Here is a 17,979-nt window from a genome sequence, read left to right as displayed (position 1 = left end):
GCCGCACGCTTCGGCACCGGCGGCCCCGACATGATCTTCTTGGTGACGGCCGGGACCGGCACCGTCGACGACGACGACGTGGCCGCCGACAGCCGCGCGCTGGCCGAGCGGGTGGCGCGCCACGAGGGCGTGGCCGGGGTGGAGTCCTGCTGGAGCAGGGGACGCCCCGCCACCATGGATCCCGCTCTCGCACACCACGATCTCCACCTTCGCCCTCAACCTGACCCTGGCCATGGGGCTCGGGCCGGGCATCGACTACAGCCTCTTCATGATCGCCCGCTTCCGCGAGGAGACGCGCGCGGGCGCGGCGGTGGCCGGGGCGGTCGAGCACGCCGGGCGCGCCGTCCTGTTCAGCGGGCTGACCGTCGCGGCCTCGCTGGCCGTGCTCTTCGCGCTGCCGTTCGACTTCCTGCGCTCGTTCGCGTACGCGGGCATCGCCGTGGTCGCGGGCGGCGTCGTCACGGCGGTGATCGTGCTGCCCGCCGTGCTCGCCGTCGCGGGCGGCGCGATGACGGTGCTGCTCCTCCTGCTCGCCGCGCCCTTCCTCGACCTGCGGTTCGGCGTCGCCGACGACCGGATCCCGCCGGTCGATGCCGCGCCCCGGCAGACCCAGGAGATCATCAGGCAGTCCTTCACCGCCGAGGAGACCGACGCCGTGCAGATCGTCTCGGCGGGGCCCGTCAACGGGGACGTCGCGCCGTACGCGGCCGCCCTCTCCCGGGTGCCCGGCGTCACCCAGGTCGACTCCGCCGCCGGGATCTTCACCGGCGGGCAGCGGACCGGCGACGGCGACCCGGCTCGGTTCCGCGGTGAGGGCACCTGGGTGTCCGTGGTGCCGTCCGCCGAGGCGCTCGCGGGAGACCCGGTCGAGCTGGTCGATGCGGTACGCGCGGTACCGGCGCCGTTCGGAACTCTCGTCGGCGGCTATCCGGCGGAGCTGGCCGACTACCGCGCCTCCGTGATCGACCGGCTGCCGCTGGTGGTGGCCCTGATGCTCGGCGTCACGCTGATCGTGCTGTTCGCCATGACCCGCAGCGCCCTGCTGCCCGTCAAGGCGACGCTGCTGACCGTGCTGAGCCTCGGCGTCATGTTCGGCACCCTGGTCTGGATCTTCCAGCAGGGCAACCTGTCCGGTCTGCTGGGGTTCACGCCGACCGGATCGCTCGACCCGAGCATCCCCATCCTCATGCTCTGCATCGCGTACGGGCTCTCCATGGACTACGAGGTGTTCCTGCTCTCGCGGATCAAAGAGGAGCACGACAGGACCGGCGACACCGAGCGGGCGGTGGTGTCCGGTCTGCGGGACGGCGCCCCGCTGATCACCGCGGCGGGCGGCATCCTCGCGCTGTCGTTCGCCGCCTACGGGACCGCGTCGGTGTCGTTCGTGCAGATGCTCGGTGTCGGCATGGCGGTGGTGGTGCTGGTGGACGCCACGCTGATCAGGGCGGTGCTGGTACCGAGCCTGGTGCGGCTGGCCGGTCCGCTCAACTGGTGGCCCCGCGGCAGGACCCGCCCGGCGTCGGCACCGCCGCAGTAGACGGCGGCCTTCTCATCGCTCGCAGGCGTGCGACACGAACGCCAGCACATCCGCGAGCAGGGCATGTTCCTGTTCGCGGGTCGCGCCGAAGCCGTGACCGCCGTGCTCCTCCACGCGCAGCAGCACCGGCAGCCCGGAGGACGTGGCCGCCTGGAGGCGGGCGGTCAGTTTCGCCGGCTGCCACGGAGGCACCCGCGGGTCGCGCCGCCCGGTGGTCAGCAGCACCGCAGGATAGGGCACGCCGTCCCGGACCCGGAGGTAGGCGTCGGCGATCAGCAGGCCGCGCAGTCCCTCCTTGGTGGCGACGCTGCCGTACTCCGGCACGTTGATCGGGCCGTTCTCGCTGAACTCGATCCGCGTGGCGTTGACCGCCGGCACCTGCAGCACCATGGCGGCCCACAGCTCCGGTCTGCGCACCAGCGCGCCGCCGGCGGGGATGCCGCCCGCGCTGACCCCCTCGCCCGCCAGCCTGCCCGGCCGGGTGTAGCCGAGCGCGACGAGATGCTCGGCGCAGTCGATGAAGTCGGTGATGGTGGTCTCCTTGCGCGGGCCGCGCCCGGCCTCGTGCCACTCCCGGCCGTACGCGCCGCCGCCGCGCAGGTGCGCCATGGCGAAGACACCGCCGCGCTCGTACCAGGCGAGCATCTCGGGACGGAACCACGGCAGGTCGGGGACGCCGTGCGAGCCGTAGCCGGTGAGCAGGGCCGGGTTGTCGCCGTTCAGCCCCAGGTCCTTGCGGTGGATGACGGTGAGCGGGATCGGCGTGCCGTCTCTGGCGGGCACGTGCAGGACGCGGGCCTGCACGTCGCCGAAGTCGACCGGTGACCGGGGCGCGAGGCCGGTGTCCTCCAGGGCTTCTCCGTCGTAGCGGTAGAGCCGGGGCGCGTCCGTCCAGCCGGCGATCAGCAGCAGGGCCTCGGGCCGTTCCGGGTGGACGGTCCACTCCCAGACGGCGCCCTCCACCGGCAGCGGGAGGTCGGCGGGCTCCCCGCCGGACAGGGGCGCGTGGCGTACCCGATGAACACCGCCGTCGAGATCGCGCACCAGCAGCCGGTCGCCGACGACCCGCACCGCCTCCACCACCCGCTCACCCGCGGGCACCACCACGCGGACGCGATCCGGCGCGGCGAACGGAACGGCCAGCACGCGGGAGCGCGGCGCGTCCCGCTGGGAGACCAGGTAGAGGGTGTCCGGTCCGATGGCGAAGGCGGTCACGCCGTCCGCCACGTCCGCGACCTTCCGCCACGGGCAGGTGGCGGGGTCGCTGAGCCCGGCTCGTGGCGCGACGTACAGCGAGCAGTCGCTCAGCTGCTCGTCGGTCCAGGGGCCGAGCGCGCTGTGGGAGACGACCGCCAGCATCCACTCCCCGTGCGGCGGCACCACCAGGAAGGGCCGGTCCTGCGGGGTCAGCTCGACGTGGGGGTTGAGCCCGCGCGCCAGCACCACCGTGTCCCGCGCCGGATCGGTGCCCAGCCGGTGCAGGAACGAACGGCTGTCCAGGCGGCGCTCCTCCGGCGGGGCGCCCGCTGGTGCGGGCATGAAGCGGTGGTAGACGAACGACCGGCCGTCCTCCAGCCAGCTCAGGAACGCGAAGCGGGTCGTGGGCGGGATCGCCTCCAGGACGGCTCCGGTGCCGGCGTCGATGACCTGGATCGTGCTCTCCTCCGAGCCGGACGGGGAGACGGCGCAGGCGATGAGGCGGCCGTCGGGCGAGGGCACGAACCAGTCGATGGCGTGGTGCGACGCGCCGGGCAGGGTGTCCGGGTCGAACAGCACCCTGGTGGTTCCGCCGGGCTCGCGCACCGTCAGCACCGCCACGCGGGCGTCCGGTTCGCGTACCAGAGACAAGACGCTGTCGCCCACCGGTGTGAAGCTCGAACACTGCGCAAGCGCGCCACCGAGCTCGCGTATCCGGCCCAGCAGCTCCTCCCGGCCCGGAATAGCGTCCAGCCGCTCGCGGGCATGTTCGGCCTGGCCGTCGAGCCAGTGGTGGAACTCCTCGCCGTCTGCCTCCATCCACCGGTAGGGATCGTCGATCGTGACGCCGTGGTGGACGTCGCGCACCACATCGACGCGGGCGATCGGGGGGCTGCTGATGCCGCTCATCGCATGATCTTAGGCCGCGACGCCGTCAGCCGCCGGATCCGCGCGTCACCCGCCGCCGAGCACGCCGGCGCCGAGCAGGGCCTTGAGGTCGCTGTAGAGCGCGGGCCCCGGGGTGACCTGGTAGGGCACGAGGTCCAGCAGGACGCTCCTGGCGCCCCGGCGGTGCAGGCACACGTGGACGGGCGTCCGGCCGGGATGCGTGGTGAGGATCTGCTTCAGCTCCCGTACGACCCGCGGGTTCAGCTGTGCCTCCTGGAGCGAGAGCACGACCGGCGGATGGCCGCCCGCCTGGGAGACGTCCAGGACCGCGATCTCCTCGCCGTACACGGTCATGACGTCGTCGCGGACGTTGATCCGCCCCCGCACGGAGATGACGCGGTCCTCGGCCAGCAGCTCGCCGTACAGCGCGTACGTCTTGGGGAAGATGAGGCACTCGACGGAGGCGTCGTGGTCCTCCAGAGTGACGATCGCCCACGGGCTGCCCTGCTTGGTGACCTTGCGCTGCAGGCCGGAGACGATGCCGCTGATCCGGGTCGTGCCGTCCTGGCGTCCCGAGGCGAGCAGGTCGGCGATGGTGGTGTCGCGGTTGGCGGACAGGACGCTCTCCGCGCCGTCGAGCGGGTGGGCGGAGACGTAGAGGCCGAGCATCTCGCGTTCGTAGGCGAGCAGGGTGGCCTTGTCCCACTCGCCGTCCCGCTCGCCTTGGGGGATCGCGACCGAGAACGCGCTGCTCTGTCCCGGCTCGCCGAACAGCGAGTCCTGGCCGTGCGCCTCGTTCCTCTTGACCTCGATGACCGCGTCCACCGCGGCTTCGTGCACGGCGACCAGGGCCTTCCTGTGGTGGCCGAGGCTGTCGAACGCGCCGGCCTTGGCCAGCGACTCGATGACGCGCTTGTTGCAGACCACCGCGGGGACCTTGGCGAGGAAGTCGTTGAAGTCGGTGTAGGCGCCGCGCGCCTCGCGGGTGGCGACGATCGCCTCGACGACGCCCGCTCCGATGTTCCGCACCGCGCCCAGGCCGAAGCGGATCTCGGACCCGACGGGGGTGAAGTCCAGCCGGCTCGCGTTCACGTCGGGAGGCAGCACCTTGATGCCCAGGCGCCGGCAGTCCGACAGGTAGACGGCCATCTTGTCCTTGTCGTCGCCGACCGAGGTGAGCAGCGCGGCCAGGTATTCGGCCGGGTAGTTGGCCTTGAGGTACGCCGTCCAGTAGGAGACCAGGCCGTAACCGGCGGTGTGCGACTTGTTGAAGCCGTACCCGCTGAACGGGACGAGGACGTCCCAGACCGCCTTGACGGCCTCTTCGGAGAAGCCGCGCTCACGCATGCCCGCCGAGAAACGGTCCCATTCGGCGTCCAGGACCTCTTTCTTCTTCTTGCCCATGGCCCTGCGCAGCATGTCGGCGGCCCCGAGCGAATAGCCGGCGAGCCGCTGCGCGATCGCCATCACCTGCTCCTGGAAGACCACCAGGTGATAGGTGTCGCCGAGTATGGGCTCAAGGGCCTCCTCCAGCTCGGGGTGGATCGGCTCGACCGGCTGCCTGCCGGTCTTGCGCAGCGCGTAGTTGGTGTGGGCGTTCATCTCCATCGGGCCGGGCCTGTAGAGCGCGTTCACAGCGGCGATGTCGGTGAACGTGGTCGGGCGCATCAGCTTCAGCAGCACCCGCATGCCGGCGCTGTCGAGCTGGAACACGCCGAGCGTGTCGCCGCGCGCCAGCATCTCGTACGTCGTCGCGTCGTCGAGCGGGACGTCCAGGATGTCGATGTCGACGCCCCTGTTGGCGCGGACTTTCGCGATGGCGTCGCCGATGACGGTGAGGTTGCGCAGACCCAGAAAGTCCATCTTCAGCAGGCCCATGTCCTCGGCCTGAGTGAAGGGGAACCCGGTGATGACCGGGCCGTCCGCCTTCGGCTTGACCAGGGGGATCACGTCGATGAGCGGCTCGCGGGAGAGGATCACGCCGGCGGCGTGGATACCCGTGCCGCGGGTAAGCCCCTCGATGCCCGTGGCGGTGTCGATCACTTTCTTGACGTCGGGGTCCTGCTCGTACATCTGACGCAGCTCGGCCGCCTCGCCGTAGCGGGGATGGCCGGTGTCGTGGATGGCGGCGAGCGGGATCTCCTTGCCGCCGTCCGCCGCGGGAAAGGCCTTCGTGATGCGGTCGCCCAGCGCGTACGGCAGGCCCAGCACCCGGCAGGAGTCCTTGATGGCGGCCTTGGCCTTGATGGTGCCGAACGTGACGATCTGGCAGACCCGGTCATCGCCGTACTTGCGGGTGACGTACTCGATGACCTCGTCCCTGCGGCGGTCGTCGAAGTCGAGGTCCACGTCCGGCATGGAGATGCGCTCGGGGTTGAGGAAGCGTTCGAAGATCAGCTTGTGCTCGATCGGGTCGAGCTGCGTGATGCCCGTGCAGTACGCGACCATCGACCCCGTGGCCGAGCCGCGGCCGGGGCCCAGGCCGATGCCGTGCTCGCGGGCGTACCTGCAGATGTCGGCCACCACCAGGAAGTAGCCGGGGAAGCCCATCGCGTCGATGACCGACAGCTCGTAGTCGATGCGGTCCAGCACCTCCTGCGACGGCCGGCCACCGTAGCGGCGGCGCGCCCCCTCCAGGGTCTCCTTGCGCAGCCAGCTCGACTCGGTCTCCCCTTCCGGCACGGGGAAGCGCGGCGTCAGGTCCCGATGCGCGAACACCTCCCCGTAGTCGCCGATCCGCTCGGCCACCAGCAGCGTGTTGTCGCAGGCGCCCGGCACCTCCGCGTCCCACAGGGCGCGCATCTCCTCGGCGGGCTTGACGTAGTAGCCGGTCCCGCCGAACCGGAAGCGGTCGGTGTCGGCGAGCCGCTTGCCGGTGCCGACGCACAGCAGCACGTCATGGGCCTGGGCCTGGCTCTCGGTGACGTAGTGGGAGTCGTTGGTGGCCAGCGGCGGCAGATCGAGCTCCTTGCCGAGCCTGAGCAGGTCGTCGCGGACCCGGCGCTCGATGGCCAGGCCGTGGTCCATCAGCTCAAGGAAGTAGTTGTCCCGGCCGAAGATGTCGCGGTAGCGGGCGGCGGCCTCCACTGCCTGGTCGTACTGGCCGAGCCTGAGCCGGGTCTGCACCTCGCCGGACGGGCAGCCGGTCGTGGCGATGATGCCCTGGCCGTGCTCGGCGAGCAGTTCATCATCCATGCGCGGATATTTCTGGACATGGCCTTCGAGCCAGGCCCGGGACTGCAGCCGGAAAAGATTGCGCAGGCCCTGCGCGTCGGCCGCCCACATCGTCATGTGCGTGTACAGGCCGCGCCCTGAGACGTCACCGCCCTCGCCGGTGTCGTCGTCCGAGCGGCGCAGCGAGAGGTCGTCGCTGAAGTACACCGGCTTGCGGTGGTGTCTGGAGGCGGGGGCGACGTACGCCTCGATGCCGATGATCGGCTTGACCCCCGTCTTGCGCGCCGTCTGGAAGAACTCGTACGCCCCGTGCACGTTGCCGTGGTCGCTCATCGCCACGGCGGGCATCCCCAGCCGTGCCACCTCCTCCATCAGCATCCCGACCTTGGCCGCGCCGTCGAGCATGCTGTACTCGGTGTGCACGTGGAGGTGCACGAACGAATCCACGAACGACCACACCCTTTCGTTGTAGGCTCGGCCCGCGAACCCGAGCATTCGACCCGAGGGCAGGCGTGGTTGTCCAACAATCGACACACCGATAACCCACAACCAGAAGTTGTCCAACGAGCGCCGCTGGATCTCGACCTGGGCGCGGTCAGGGCCTTCGTGGCCCTTACCGAGGACCGGTACTTCAGCGAGGCCGCGACCCGGCTGGGCATCAGCCAGCAGGCCATCTCCAAACGCATCGCGAAGCTGGAGTCCGATCTCGGCGTCCGGCTGTTCTTCCGCACCCGCAGCGGGGCCGAGCTCACCGGGGACGGCAGGGCGTTCCTGCAGCACGCGCGCTCCCTCGTCGGCCTCGCCGATCAGGCGGTCGACCTGCTGCGTTCCCGGTCGCGCGCGCTCCGGGTCGACGTTCTGGACACCCGGCTACGTACCGTGGACCTGCTCCAGGCCTTCCGCCGGACGGCCGAGGACATCGACATTGAGATCCTCACCTCGAACGGGCTCAGATCGGCGCAGACCGCACTCACCCGCGGAACCGCCGACGCCTTCTTCTGCCGCGTCACCGGCGAGCTGAACGAGGAGCTCCGCCACATCCCCGCCGACCTGGGCCCGGTGCACCTCCTTGTCGGCCGCGACCACCCCCTCGCCGGCCTTGCGCAGGTCGAGATGGAACGCCTGTCCGGATCGACCGTCTGGATGCCCGGCAACACCCCCGGCAGCGAATGGGCCGACTACTACGACCATCTGGGCAGCACGTTCGACATCCGCATCGACACCTCGGGCCCCGACTTCGGCTGGGACCATTTCGTGGAGCGGATCGCCGCCGGCGAGCACATCGGGTTCGGCGGCGAAGGGCTGCGGCTGCCATGGCATCCCCACATCGTGCAGATCCCGCTCGTCGAACCCTCGCCCGTCTATCCGTGCTCGCTGCTGCACCACCGGCAGAACCACCACCCGGTGCTGGACCGGCTCATCCGCTTCGTCGAGAGCCGATTCCGCCCCTTCGACCCGGCCCGCCAATGGCTCCCGGCCCCCGACCGCCCCGCCTTCGCCGCCTGAGGGCAGCCTTCGGGGGCCGGGGGCAGCCATCGCCACAAGAGGGCCGGCGTGGTCAGGCGGTTTCGGTCGCTGGGGCCGCTGGGCCGGATGCCACGCAGCCGCCTGAACGCCACGCGGAGCGCGAAGGCGTTGGCATAGCCGACCGTCCTCGCGATCGTCTCCTCCGTAGATCGGTTTCGCGCAGCAGGTCGGCGGCCAGGGCGATGCTCCGGCTCGCGAGACAGGCCATCGGCGGTTCGCCAGGTAGACGACCGGAGGCCCGCCGACCAGCGCGGTGAACCGCCGGGCCGCGATCGGGACGGTCTCCCACGCGGTACCGAACAGCATCGCGCAGGACGAGTCGAACAAGCCCCGCAGCCGCCCGGTCGTGGCGGAACGTCTCCGCCTGCGCACGACCTTCTCCGCCCGTGAACAGCAGGATCGCGCTTGATCGCATGGAGGAGACCGGCCCGGCGGCCGGTCCCGCCGTCTCCTCGTCCGGGGTCATGCCTCCCGGGCGGTGCGCTGCACACGGCGCCGTCTGGCGACGTACGGTGACACGAACAAGAACAGGCCAGTGAACATCTGCAAGACGAGTGGGAGCAGCGGCAGGTAGAACACCCACTCGGGAGGCTCCTCCTGGAGCACGGCGACGAGAGCGACCAGGACGGTCACCGTGAAGAAAATGGACAGCCAGCGGTGAGTCTGCCGAACCCACTTGTCCCCGGTCATTGAGACCTCCTCTGAGAGACGGGCGACCCCGGCCAGGGCGACCTGCCGGGTGGGACGTTCAGCCGCTTGCGGACATCGCTGACCGCAGGGCAGCGGCAATGGATGCAGCGCGCAGATCCTCCGCCACGGCCCGGCTCACCCAGACGTCTTTGTGGTGGGTCAGCCGATGCTCGGTGTCGTCGCGATGAGCCGTATACGGGGACATTGCCCGGCACTCATCGGTCGTTACGCAGCCGAGCACATCACCACGGTGATCATGACGATGGCCGGCGGGCGGCCGCCACCTACGCGTTGCGCTCCACGACAGATCACGCTAGGTGCGGCCCAGGACCAGGCGCTTCTCGATTCCTGACCGATTGGGTCGCTCCTGTTGAGGCCACATCACAGGGCATTACCAGCCGGGTTCAGCGATCCGGCACCGACACCTGCCGAGAGATCACTTCGTACGGCATCGCAACCGCGACTTGCGATGCCGTTCAATCCAGTACCTGACGAATCTCGCACCGACCTGGCCAACGTCAGCGTCTCCCCGCACGCCTTCCATGGGCGGTTCGCCGCTCACTACGACGGCCGAATCGCCGACTTGAAGGGCCTTACACCCCTGCCAGTCGGCGCCGCGAGATCAGAGCGGCCGGCCACTACGGGTGAAGCAGACGTCTGAAAGAGCCTGCGCCTTCGGCCTTCAGCTCCACCTCGGGCGAGCCGACCGCGACACTCACTGGCCTTGTCACCGGCTAGAAGCGCTCCCGTACGACTATCAGCGCCTACTTGTCCGAACTCGCCGAACCATCGCCGATCAGCAGCAACCAGGCCACTGTCGTACGGCAAGCGGTGCGCGATCCTACGACGCCGCACCGTCGGCGGCCGATCCGCCTGGCCGCGGCACCGGCTCCCGGCAGACGACCGCAGGTGCGGCGCGAGAGCCGGCGCCGAGCTGTCGCTTCGCCGTCCATGCAGGCGACGTGCGAGGAGAGGGAACTCGGCGCCTCGTCTGACACCCCCACCGCTGACGTACTGCACGGCCGCATGCGTCGAGAGCGACACCCGTCCACTGCACCATGCCCACGCCATCAAGCTCGCCCATGAGGTTCACGCCGGTGGTCCCCAGCGTAGGCGCCCCGGCAGGGCGGTGCAGGGCAACCTCGACCCCGCCGTCCTCCTCGCGCTATGGGAGGCCGTCGAGCGCAAGGTCCGTGAGGTGTTGCGGCGCGGCGAGGCCGCCGACGGCCCTCCTGCCGCCGAGGTTGACTGGCAATGGCCGCTCGGTGGTCGCTTCGGGGCACCCTGGTGTCGCGCCGGCGCCGTCCCCTGAGGTCGCGAACGCGATACCGGCCGCCCCTCAGTCGGACGACCGCCCGACCCGTCGGATGACCGCCCCATCTGGTGCGCCGCCAGAATCATGCCGTCCCGCTCGCAGGTGTCAGCCCTGCCCTGGCATGGACGCCCCTCGGACACGCCGATCTCGGTGGGCGGGACCGCCTCTGACTCCACCCGCCGTCACCTCAGCGGAGGGGTGTCAGACAAGGGGTCGATTTCCCGTTCCTCGGCGCGACCGAGCGAAGTGTGCCTGCCCACTGCCACGGCGTCCTGGCGACAGGAGAGTGCCCGGTATGTCTCTGCTTGAAGGGCGAGGCACGGTCCGTACGTGCGGAGTGCCGTACGTACGGCCCGACAGCCGGCGCCGAGCCGCGCCCCACAGCCAGCGCTGAGCACCCCTGTCGCCTGGGACGCGCGGCAAGGGGCGTGCTCGGTCACGTCTTGGGGCTTGTGACGTTCGGCAAAGAGGTTCTCGCTGACAGCTACTTGCGGGAATTCTGCCTTCTCACAAGTAGCTTCACAGCTCCGATCGCGCAACGGATCTGATTTTCTGAATTTGAATTTCTAGAAAATAGAAAATGGTAAGCTGTCCGCGTGACTCTGGAGATGGGCTCCGTGACTGTGTGTGCTCGGCTGGAGGGGCCAGCGGTCCGCGCCGCGCGCCTCCCGTCGGCAGCGCACATCACCGTCACCTCAGCGGTGGCGGTGCCAGATGAGGGGCCGAAATCCCCGTTCCTCGGTGCGACCGAGCGAAGTGTGGCTGCCCACTGCCACGTGCCCTGGCGGCAGGAGTGGCCGGTACGTCGACTGCGTGGAGGGCGAGGCGGCGGCTCGGCGCCGGCTCTCGCGCCGCACCTACGGTCGTCTGCCGGGAGCCGGCGCTGCGGCCGGGTGGATCGGCGCGGTCCGGACGCCGTCTCAGGCACGCTCGCGCGTGGTGGTCAGTGCAGCGTCCCGCGCGCCGTCCCGCGCGCTGGCTCCCTGCCGCGTGCCGGCGTCCCGCGCGCGGTCTCGCGCACCGTTCCGCGCGCTGGCTCCGTGTCGCGTGCCGGCTTCGTCCCGCGCGCGGTCTCGCACACCGTTCCGCGTGCTGCCTCCCTGCCGTGCGCTGGCTTCATGCCGCGTGTTGGCTCCATGCCTTCCCTCGGCGCGGACGCCGTCGGAAGCAGGAGGCCGTGGACCGTGCGGTTGCGGCCGGGGTCTCGCCGTACGGCGTACGAGCGTGCAAGCCACTACCTGCACCGCCCCACGGCGCACAGTTCCGGTCGCTCTGCCGGCGGTGCTGCGGGCAAGCCGGCCTTTCCCGGCCCTTCCATGGCAGTACGCATTCGGGTTCGACACCAGTGGAGGGTGAGGCTATGACGGGTGGACCGACGCGTTTCGGTGGGCGGGAGGATGTCGCCCTGGTGATGGTCCTGGACTGCGCCGACCTCGATCGGTCCGCGGCGTTCTGGTGCGGGGTCCTCGGCTACACCACCGAGCCGAGCTCGAGCGAGCGCTATCGGGCGCTGCAACCGCCTGACGGGAACGGCATTGAGCTGCTTCTGCAGCGGGTTCCGGAGCCGAAGACGACCAAGAACCGGCTGCATCTGGATCTGCGCGTACCTGACCTGGAGGCGGAAGTCGCCAGACTGGTGGCCCTGGGGGCGCGGCGCGTCACCGACGATCCCATCGAGGAGGACGGCTGGACCTGGTACGTGCTCGCCGACCCCGACGGCAACGAGTTCTGCGTGTTGCAGCAGCCGGAGAAGCCCGCGGATGGTGATCATGGCGACTGCTAGCGCTCCGATCGAGGGGTCTTCTAGTGGCGCCTCTGCCGTCGTCCCGTTCCCCGAAGAACTGCCAGTTGAAGTGAGAGAGCGAGACCAGTGACCTTCCCCGACACCAACGGCGAACCGCTGATCCGTGAGGCCGCCGCCCGGCAGGCCAAGAAAGACGTCCTGGTGACGCCGTGCAAGCACTGTGGGTCGCCGATCGAGCAGCGGCGGGGGAGAGGGCGGCCGAAGTCGTACTGCCCGGAGAAGGACTGCCAGGCGGCGGCCAAGCGGGAACGCGAGCTGCGGCGCGCCACCCCTGGGCTTGAGGGGGCGCTGGCCAGGGCCGAGCAGCTGTACGAGCGCATGGAGGCCGGGCTGGCGGCGGCGATCGAGCCGCTGGCGAAGGCCCTGGCCGAGGAGCTGAGCCCGGCCGGGGTCGAGGCCAAGATCAGCGCCGTGCAGGCTGAGGCGCACACGCGGGTGGCGATCGCACGTACGGAGCGGGAGCAGGCGTTCGAGCAGGTACGCCTGGCACGCGAGGCGGCCGAGCACGCCCGGCGGCAGACGGCGGAGATGCGCAAGCGGCTCGAGGAGGCCGAGATCGAGCGGGAGACCGCGCTGGGCGATGCCGAGCGGGCACGCGAACAGGCGCTGGCGGCCCTGCGGGAGGCGGCAAGCACCGAACGCCAGGCGCTCCAGGCGGCCGAGGAGGCCAAGCGGCGGGCCGAGCTGGCCGAACGGCGCGCCAAGGAGGCGCTACGGGAAGCGGAGCTGAACGCGCTGGCCCGGGACCAGGCCGTTCAAGAGCTGGCGGAACGGGTCGAGCTGGCCAACCGGAAGATCGCCGAAGCGCAGGCCCAGACCGCCGAGGCCCAGGAACGCGCCCGGGCCGAGGTCGCCGCAGCGGAGGAGCGGGCGCAGGCCGAGATCGAGCGGATCCGGGAGGAAGCGCAGGCGGAGATCCTGCTGGCGCGGCAGGAGGCCGAAACGCAGGTCGCGCAGGCGCAGGAAGCAGCCGACGCCCAGGTCAAGCGGGCCAAGGAGGAGGCACAGGCGCAGGTCGTACGGGCCAAGGAGGACGCCGCACTGGCTCGTGAGGAGCGCGACCGGGCGCGGGAGGAGGCGGCGGCGGCCGTACGGGAGCGCGAGCGTGCCGAGCGTGCGGCCGCCGGCGCGAAGGCCCGGGAGGAGGTGGCGGCTCAGGAACGCGAGCGTGCCGTCGAACGGGCCGTCACTGCCGAGCGCACCGCCGCCGAGGCCGAGCGGGACCGGGCGGTGGCGCTGAAGGACGCCGCGCGGGCCACGGCCGAGTCCGAACGCCTGGCCGAGCGGCTCGCCGCGTTGGAGGAGGAGAGCGCGGCGGAGCTGGCACGCGAGCGCAAGGCGACCGCGCGCGAGCGGTCCCGCGCCGACGCGGCGGCCAAGGAACGCGACCAGGCGCAGGCGGAGCTGCGGTTGGAGCGGGTGCGGCTTGAGGATCTGCGGGCCGAGCTTGAGGCGGTGCGGAGCGAGGCGGCGCAACTGCGGGAACGCGCGGTGGCAGCGGAGCTGCGATCCTCATAGCGAAGTCGTGGTCGTCGATTGGGCTCCCGTGTTCATGGCGGGGCCGTGCCCGTCAGAGTAGGGCCATGCACGGCGTCATGGCCGCCGCCCAACGCGCTGCGTAGCTCACGACGCGCTGCTCGACCTGCCCGGCATGATCAGCCCCGACTCGTACGCCTGGATCACCAGGTGGACCCGGGTCTCGGCGTCGGGCTTGGTGAGCAGCCTGCTGATGTGCGTCTTGACGGTCGCGGCGCCGATGTGCAGGCGCTGCGCGATGTCGGCGACGGCCGGGGCGGGGCGGCTTCACATAGCGGCCCGTCTAGCCCAGGAGGCTGATCAGGACGGAGGTGGTCGTGACGGCGGCGGCCAGGGGATACGTCCACCACCTGGGCGCCGGTCCCTGCGACACGACCTTGACGCCGAGCGGGACGAGGGCGACGCACAGTCCGGCTGCGGCGACGATCGATGTCACGCCGGTGCCCTTGAGCACCCCGAGCGGCATCGCCGCCATCAGTGCCAAGCCCGCCGACTGCGCTGGCCCGAGCACGCCCGCGCGCCACGCGCCGGCCGCGAGCACGATCCAGCCGGCCATCGTGGCCAGGTTGATCGTCTGGAAGATGTGGAACGAGCCGTACTGCGCGGTGATCGCCTGCCGCGCCGCGCTCAAGCCCTGGACGTGCACCAACTGGAAGGCCAGGTGGACGATGCCGGCGTGGAAGGTGCGGGCGTACAGGCCGGCCAGGGTGAGGGCCAGGCCCCATTGGGCGAGGCGCGGGTGCGTGGTGGCGATCCTCAGTACGCCGCTCATCACCAGCAACGGCCCCAGGACCAGCCCGGCGCCTTCGATCCATCGGCCGGGGAAACTCTCGTTCGTCGTCACGGCAACGATCCAAGCGCCGCAGGCCGGAGCGCACACTGGTGGACGGGCGAGTGCCGGGGGTAGTCCTGGCACCACCGCCTTCCGGCTCGCCATCACGAGGGGCTCAAGGCCGTGCTCGCCGGGCTGGACAGGAACAACCCGGTGCTGCGGAACATCCGCATCGTCAAGGACGACCCGAAGGGGTTCGTGGCCAAGGCGGCCCTCGACCCCAGGATCGGTAACGGCGTGGGCCCGGTCTTCGTCGATTGCGGCGGCGAGGCCGGTGTGTCCTTGCCGCCGCCGCAGTGCCCGGTGATCGTCACCTCCTGGCCGCGCTTGGTGGTGGGGTTGGGGCTGACCTGCACCACCGCCCTGGCGCCCTTCGGCGGCCGCTGCTGCTTCTTCGGCGCGGCCGCCTCGCTCACCGTACTCGCCTGGCCGGTCTGGGCTGTCTGGGCTACTTGGCTCGCCTGCGCTGCCTGGCCCGCCTGGGTTGCCTGGGCCGTCTTGCCCGCCTGCGCTACTTGGGCTGCATGACCCGCCTGCGCTGCCTGGCCCGCCTGCGCTGCTTGGGCGCCGGCCGGCGTGCTCGCTGCGGCGAGCAGCCCGGCCGTCAGGCCGAGCCCGGCGATCGCGGCCAGCACACTCTTGCTCATCACGATTCCCCTCTGTCGGGCTTCGATCATCTCGGTGGGAGACGCTAGGCCCGGCGGCACCAGGAGCACATCGTCCGTTGATCGTCACTTCGCGGTGCTCCGTTCGCCGTACGCACTACACCGGACGGAGTAGTGACACTGCTGGTCACGCACGTCTGAACCAGCCGAGAGTGAGCCTTCGCATGCCAGAGTCGCCGCCGCGGCGCGAACCCGCGCTCGTCCGGCACCTCGCCCGGATCACCGATACGACGCTCGCCGTCCTCACCCTGGTCTTCTTCGTGGCCGTGGCCCTCGCCACCGGGGTGCACAACCCGTGGGACGGCGCGATTCAGCTCGGCGCGTTCCTCGGCGCGCTGCTCCTGGTACGTCGCCGGTGGCCGATGACCGTGCTGCTGTTGTCGGTCGCGGGAATCTTCGTCTATCACCTGACCGGGCATTGGCCTCCGGCCGGCTGGATCTGGCCGGCGGCGGTCGCGTACTTCACCGCCGCCACCACCCCACACGTACGCTGGGTGGCCGCCATCGGCGTGGCCCAGCTGGTGTACTCCGGGTTCGACGCGCGCTGGCTCATCGAGCGCAACCTGCCCCGCTACCTCATCCACGTCATCGGGGAGGGGGTGCTGCTGGCGATCCTCGTCGCGGCGGGCGTCACCTACGCGGCCGCGCTGCGCTGGCGTGAGCGGCTGCGTGAGACCGACCGCCGCGCGCACGCCGCCGAGGAACGGCTGCGCGTCTCGCACGAGGTGCACGACGTCATCGCCCACACGCTGGCGGTCGTGGGCGTGCAGCTCAACGTGGCCGCCGACGCCCTTGACGAGGAGGACCCGGCGGCGGCCGCCGAAGCGCTGCGGGTGGCCAAGGACGTCAGGAACCGGGCGATGGCCGACCTCCGCTCCCTCATCACGGTCTTGCGCGACGGCCCGGAGGGCACCGCGCCGCAGGCGGACCTGTCCTCCCTGGACGCGCTGATCGAAGACGCGCGGGCGGGCGGGCTGAAGGTGACGCTCGACGAGGACGGTGACCGCGCCGCCGTCCCCGCCGTGACCGCCATCGCCGTGCACCGTGTCGTGCAGGAGTCCCTCGCCAACACGCTCAAGCACGCGCAGGCGAGCGAGGCCAGGGTGACGATCGGGTACGGGCCGCGTTCGATCACCGTCGAGATCGCCGACAACGGCCGCGGTGTCCCGGACGGCGCCGAGGTCGTCGAGGGCCACGGCCTGGCCGGCATGCGGGAGCGGGTGAGCGCACTCGGGGGCACGCTCACGGCGGGACCCGCACCCGGCGGCGGCTTCGCCGTACGGGCCGGCATCCCTGTGGCAGGCTCGACGGCATGACGATCAAGGTGCTTCTCGCCGACGACCAGGCACTCGTCCGGGCCGGCTTCCGCAGCCTGCTGGCCCGCTCCCGGGACATCACGGTCGTCGGCGAGGCGCAGGACGGCGACGAGACCGTACGGCTGGCCGCCGGCGCCCGCCCCGACGTGATCCTCATGGACATCCGCATGCCGGGCACCGACGGCATCACCGCCACCCGCCGCATCGTCACGGACCCGGAGACCAAGGGGTGCCGGGTCATCATCCTCACCACGTTCGACACCGACGAGCACATCTTCGCCGCCCTGCGCGCGGGCGCCAGCGGCTTCCTCACCAAAGAGGTCGAACCCGCCGAGCTGCGCAGGGCGGTCGCCGCCGTCGCCGGGGGAGACGCGCTCCTGTCGCCGGGCGTGACGCGGCGCGTCATCGAGCAGTTCGCCCACCGGCCCGGCCACATGCCCGGCCCGGATCAGCGGCTGGCCGCGCTCACCTCACGGGAGCTGGAGGCGGTACGGCTGGTGGCGCTCGGCCTGTCCAACAACGAGATCGCCGAACGGCTCGTCATCAGCCCGCTCACGGCCAAGACCCACATCACGAGGGCCATCGCCAAGCTGGGCGTGCGTGACAGGGTGCAGCTCGTCATCCTGGCCTATGAGAGCGGTCTGGTACGCCCCGGCGCCTGATCGGCCCGGTCCGCGTCTTTGAAACGCGGGCGTTTCGAAGACGCGGACCGGATCAGGGGCGCAGGCTGCTCACTTCCGCTCGGTCCACCGCTCGTAGGTGTCGTCGCCTGGGAGCACCCAGGTCGCTACGTTCGGCCGCTTGATCTTTTTGAGCGTCTTCACCGCGCCCGTCTGGTGTGACACCTGGTAGATCGCCACCCCGCTCGCGGTCTTGGAGCACACGATCAGCCGCTTCGACCGGTCGACGTCGACGTCGTCGATGTACTGCCCGCGCGGCAGCTTCACGCTCACCGTGGCGCCCGCCCGTCCGGTACGCAGGTTCAGCAGGCGCAGCTTCCGGTACTTGCCGGCCGTGCCGACCAGCACGGCCGAGGTCGTGTAGTCGCCCGCCAGCGCCTCCGGCGCGAGCTTCGTCTTCAGCCGCAGCCGGGAGCGCAGCGCACGGTCGAAGACGACGGCCTGTCCCTCCCCCTGGAGCAGCAGCCGCTTGCCGTCGGGGCTGAACGCACCCAGACCCCGGGCGTCCGTCTTCTCCGGCGGCCTCAGGGACTTGCGCGGAAGATGTGCCGGCCGTCGGCGCTGATCAGGAACGGGGCGCGGGCCCCCGCGTTGACCGCGTCCTTGGGCGCTACGGTCAGCGCCTCGGGCACCTTCACCACCTTGCCGCTGGTGAGCACCACTTCCCAGGTCGTCGTTCGCTGGGCGTAGGCGATCGTGGCCGGCGCCTGGGCGGCCGCGGGCTGAGCGGCCGCGATCAGGCCGCGCGTTCCGGATCCCCGGCGTCGCGGCGAGCGCCTGGTACGCCGCCGCGCGGACCTGCGCGGGCGCGCGCAGGT

The 17,979-nt window shown here is 71.0% G+C and carries 15 protein-coding genes; 7 read left to right on the top strand and 8 right to left on the bottom strand.

Features of this window, described 5'->3' with window-relative positions; genetic code table 11:
- Window positions 1–232 precede the first annotated feature (232 nt).
- On the top strand, window positions 233–1,537 hold the full coding sequence (locus ACFMQL_RS34740) for an MMPL family transporter (RefSeq protein ID WP_378789015.1): 1,305 nt from the start codon (window positions 233–235) through the stop codon (window positions 1,535–1,537).
- A gap of 12 nt (window positions 1,538–1,549) precedes the next feature.
- Here the strand turns inward: ACFMQL_RS34740 and ACFMQL_RS34735 are convergent, their stop codons facing one another.
- On the bottom strand, window positions 1,550–3,643 hold the full coding sequence (locus ACFMQL_RS34735; RefSeq protein ID WP_378789013.1) for a prolyl oligopeptidase family serine peptidase: 2,094 nt from the start codon (window positions 3,641–3,643) through the stop codon (window positions 1,550–1,552).
- A 45-nt stretch (window positions 3,644–3,688) separates the two neighbouring features.
- Window positions 3,689–7,201, bottom strand: a complete 3,513-nt coding sequence (gene dnaE, locus ACFMQL_RS34730; protein ID WP_378790243.1) for a DNA polymerase III subunit alpha — start codon at window positions 7,199–7,201, stop codon at window positions 3,689–3,691.
- Between the two features lie 18 nt (window positions 7,202–7,219).
- Between dnaE and ACFMQL_RS34725 the strand changes: the two genes are divergently transcribed.
- Window positions 7,220–8,302 (top strand): LysR family transcriptional regulator, encoded by a 1,083-nt coding sequence (locus tag ACFMQL_RS34725; protein WP_378789011.1) that lies wholly within the window; start codon window positions 7,220–7,222, stop codon window positions 8,300–8,302.
- Window positions 8,303–8,785: 483 nt separating this feature from the next.
- Here ACFMQL_RS34725 and ACFMQL_RS34720 read toward each other — a convergent pair whose 3' ends face one another.
- Window positions 8,786–9,013: a hypothetical protein gene (locus tag ACFMQL_RS34720; RefSeq protein WP_364051028.1), complete on the bottom strand. Its 228-nt coding sequence runs from the start codon at window positions 9,011–9,013 to the stop codon at window positions 8,786–8,788.
- A gap of 724 nt (window positions 9,014–9,737) precedes the next feature.
- On the opposite strand from ACFMQL_RS34720, the gene ACFMQL_RS34715 reads away from it, so the two are divergent.
- The 3 genes from ACFMQL_RS34715 to ACFMQL_RS34705 all read left to right on the top strand — a co-directional run bounded on the left by ACFMQL_RS34715 (window position 9,738) and on the right by ACFMQL_RS34705 (window position 13,650).
- Window positions 9,738–10,325, top strand: coding sequence for a uroporphyrinogen decarboxylase family protein (locus ACFMQL_RS34715; RefSeq protein WP_378789009.1), 588 nt, complete (start codon window positions 9,738–9,740; stop codon window positions 10,323–10,325).
- A gap of 1,363 nt (window positions 10,326–11,688) precedes the next feature.
- Window positions 11,689–12,111 carry a VOC family protein gene (locus tag ACFMQL_RS34710; protein WP_364051034.1) on the top strand — a complete coding sequence of 141 codons (423 nt, stop codon included), beginning with the start codon at window positions 11,689–11,691 and terminating at the stop codon, window positions 12,109–12,111.
- Between the two features lie 87 nt (window positions 12,112–12,198).
- The gene (locus ACFMQL_RS34705; RefSeq protein ID WP_378789007.1) at window positions 12,199–13,650 is read left to right on the top strand and encodes a hypothetical protein; all 1,452 of its coding nucleotides are present in this window, start codon (window positions 12,199–12,201) and stop codon (window positions 13,648–13,650) included.
- A gap of 105 nt (window positions 13,651–13,755) precedes the next feature.
- On the opposite strand, the gene ACFMQL_RS34700 is transcribed toward ACFMQL_RS34705, so the two are convergent.
- The 3 genes from ACFMQL_RS34700 to ACFMQL_RS34690 form a co-directional block, all read right to left on the bottom strand.
- Window positions 13,756–13,908, bottom strand: a complete 153-nt coding sequence (locus ACFMQL_RS34700; RefSeq protein ID WP_364057388.1) for a LuxR C-terminal-related transcriptional regulator — start codon at window positions 13,906–13,908, stop codon at window positions 13,756–13,758.
- Window positions 13,909–13,951: 43 nt separating this feature from the next.
- Window positions 13,952–14,512 (bottom strand): hypothetical protein, encoded by a 561-nt coding sequence (locus ACFMQL_RS34695; RefSeq protein WP_378789005.1) that lies wholly within the window; start codon window positions 14,510–14,512, stop codon window positions 13,952–13,954.
- Window positions 14,513–14,604: 92 nt separating this feature from the next.
- On the bottom strand, window positions 14,605–15,147 hold the full coding sequence (locus ACFMQL_RS34690) for a hypothetical protein (protein ID WP_378789003.1): 543 nt from the start codon (window positions 15,145–15,147) through the stop codon (window positions 14,605–14,607).
- A 182-nt stretch (window positions 15,148–15,329) separates the two neighbouring features.
- Between ACFMQL_RS34690 and ACFMQL_RS34685 the strand changes: the two genes are divergently transcribed.
- Both ACFMQL_RS34685 and ACFMQL_RS34680 read left to right on the top strand, forming a co-directional pair.
- Window positions 15,330–16,481 carry a sensor histidine kinase gene (locus ACFMQL_RS34685; protein ID WP_378789001.1) on the top strand — a complete coding sequence of 384 codons (1,152 nt, stop codon included), beginning with the start codon at window positions 15,330–15,332 and terminating at the stop codon, window positions 16,479–16,481.
- Entirely contained in the window at window positions 16,478–17,143 is a 666-nt protein-coding gene (locus ACFMQL_RS34680; RefSeq protein WP_364051048.1) for a response regulator transcription factor, read from the top strand. The genes ACFMQL_RS34685 and ACFMQL_RS34680 overlap by 4 nt, the downstream gene beginning before the upstream one ends.
- Window positions 17,144–17,212: 69 nt before the next feature.
- Here ACFMQL_RS34680 and ACFMQL_RS34675 read toward each other — a convergent pair whose 3' ends face one another.
- Together ACFMQL_RS34675 and ACFMQL_RS34670 are read right to left on the bottom strand one after the other, a co-directional pair.
- The gene (locus tag ACFMQL_RS34675) at window positions 17,213–17,509 is read right to left on the bottom strand and encodes a hypothetical protein (RefSeq protein ID WP_364051051.1); all 297 of its coding nucleotides are present in this window, start codon (window positions 17,507–17,509) and stop codon (window positions 17,213–17,215) included.
- A 176-nt stretch (window positions 17,510–17,685) separates the two neighbouring features.
- The gene (locus tag ACFMQL_RS34670; RefSeq protein ID WP_364051054.1) at window positions 17,686–17,823 is read right to left on the bottom strand and encodes a hypothetical protein; all 138 of its coding nucleotides are present in this window, start codon (window positions 17,821–17,823) and stop codon (window positions 17,686–17,688) included.
- Window positions 17,824–17,979 lie beyond the last annotated feature (156 nt).

Source organism: Nonomuraea fastidiosa (genome assembly GCF_042751225.1).
In the GTDB taxonomy this organism is placed as follows: Bacteria; Actinomycetota; Actinomycetes; order Streptosporangiales; family Streptosporangiaceae; genus Nonomuraea; species Nonomuraea fastidiosa.
Note: the sequence above shows the minus strand (reverse complement) of the source record. Positions and strands in the feature narration are given on the sequence as shown.

What these genes read in the sequence shown, in the direction of transcription:
- ACFMQL_RS34735 (WP_378789013.1), bottom strand. Translation starts at nt 3,643, where the DNA reads ATGAGCGGCATCAGCAGCCCCCCGATCGCCCGCGTCGATGTGGTGCGC.
- dnaE (WP_378790243.1), bottom strand. Translation starts at nt 7,201, where the DNA reads ATGCTCGACGGCGCGGCCAAGGTCGGGATGCTGATGGAGGAGGTGGCA.
- ACFMQL_RS34690 (WP_378789003.1), bottom strand. Translation starts at nt 15,147, where the DNA reads ATGAGCAAGAGTGTGCTGGCCGCGATCGCCGGGCTCGGCCTGACGGCC.
- ACFMQL_RS34740 (WP_378789015.1), top strand. Translation starts at nt 233, where the DNA reads ATGGGGCTCGGGCCGGGCATCGACTACAGCCTCTTCATGATCGCCCGC.
- ACFMQL_RS34710 (WP_364051034.1), top strand. Translation starts at nt 11,689, where the DNA reads ATGACGGGTGGACCGACGCGTTTCGGTGGGCGGGAGGATGTCGCCCTG.
- ACFMQL_RS34685 (WP_378789001.1), top strand. Translation starts at nt 15,330, where the DNA reads ATGCCAGAGTCGCCGCCGCGGCGCGAACCCGCGCTCGTCCGGCACCTC.
- ACFMQL_RS34680 (WP_364051048.1), top strand. Translation starts at nt 16,478, where the DNA reads ATGACGATCAAGGTGCTTCTCGCCGACGACCAGGCACTCGTCCGGGCC.
- ACFMQL_RS34720 (WP_364051028.1), bottom strand. Translation starts at nt 9,013, where the DNA reads ATGACCGGGGACAAGTGGGTTCGGCAGACTCACCGCTGGCTGTCCATT.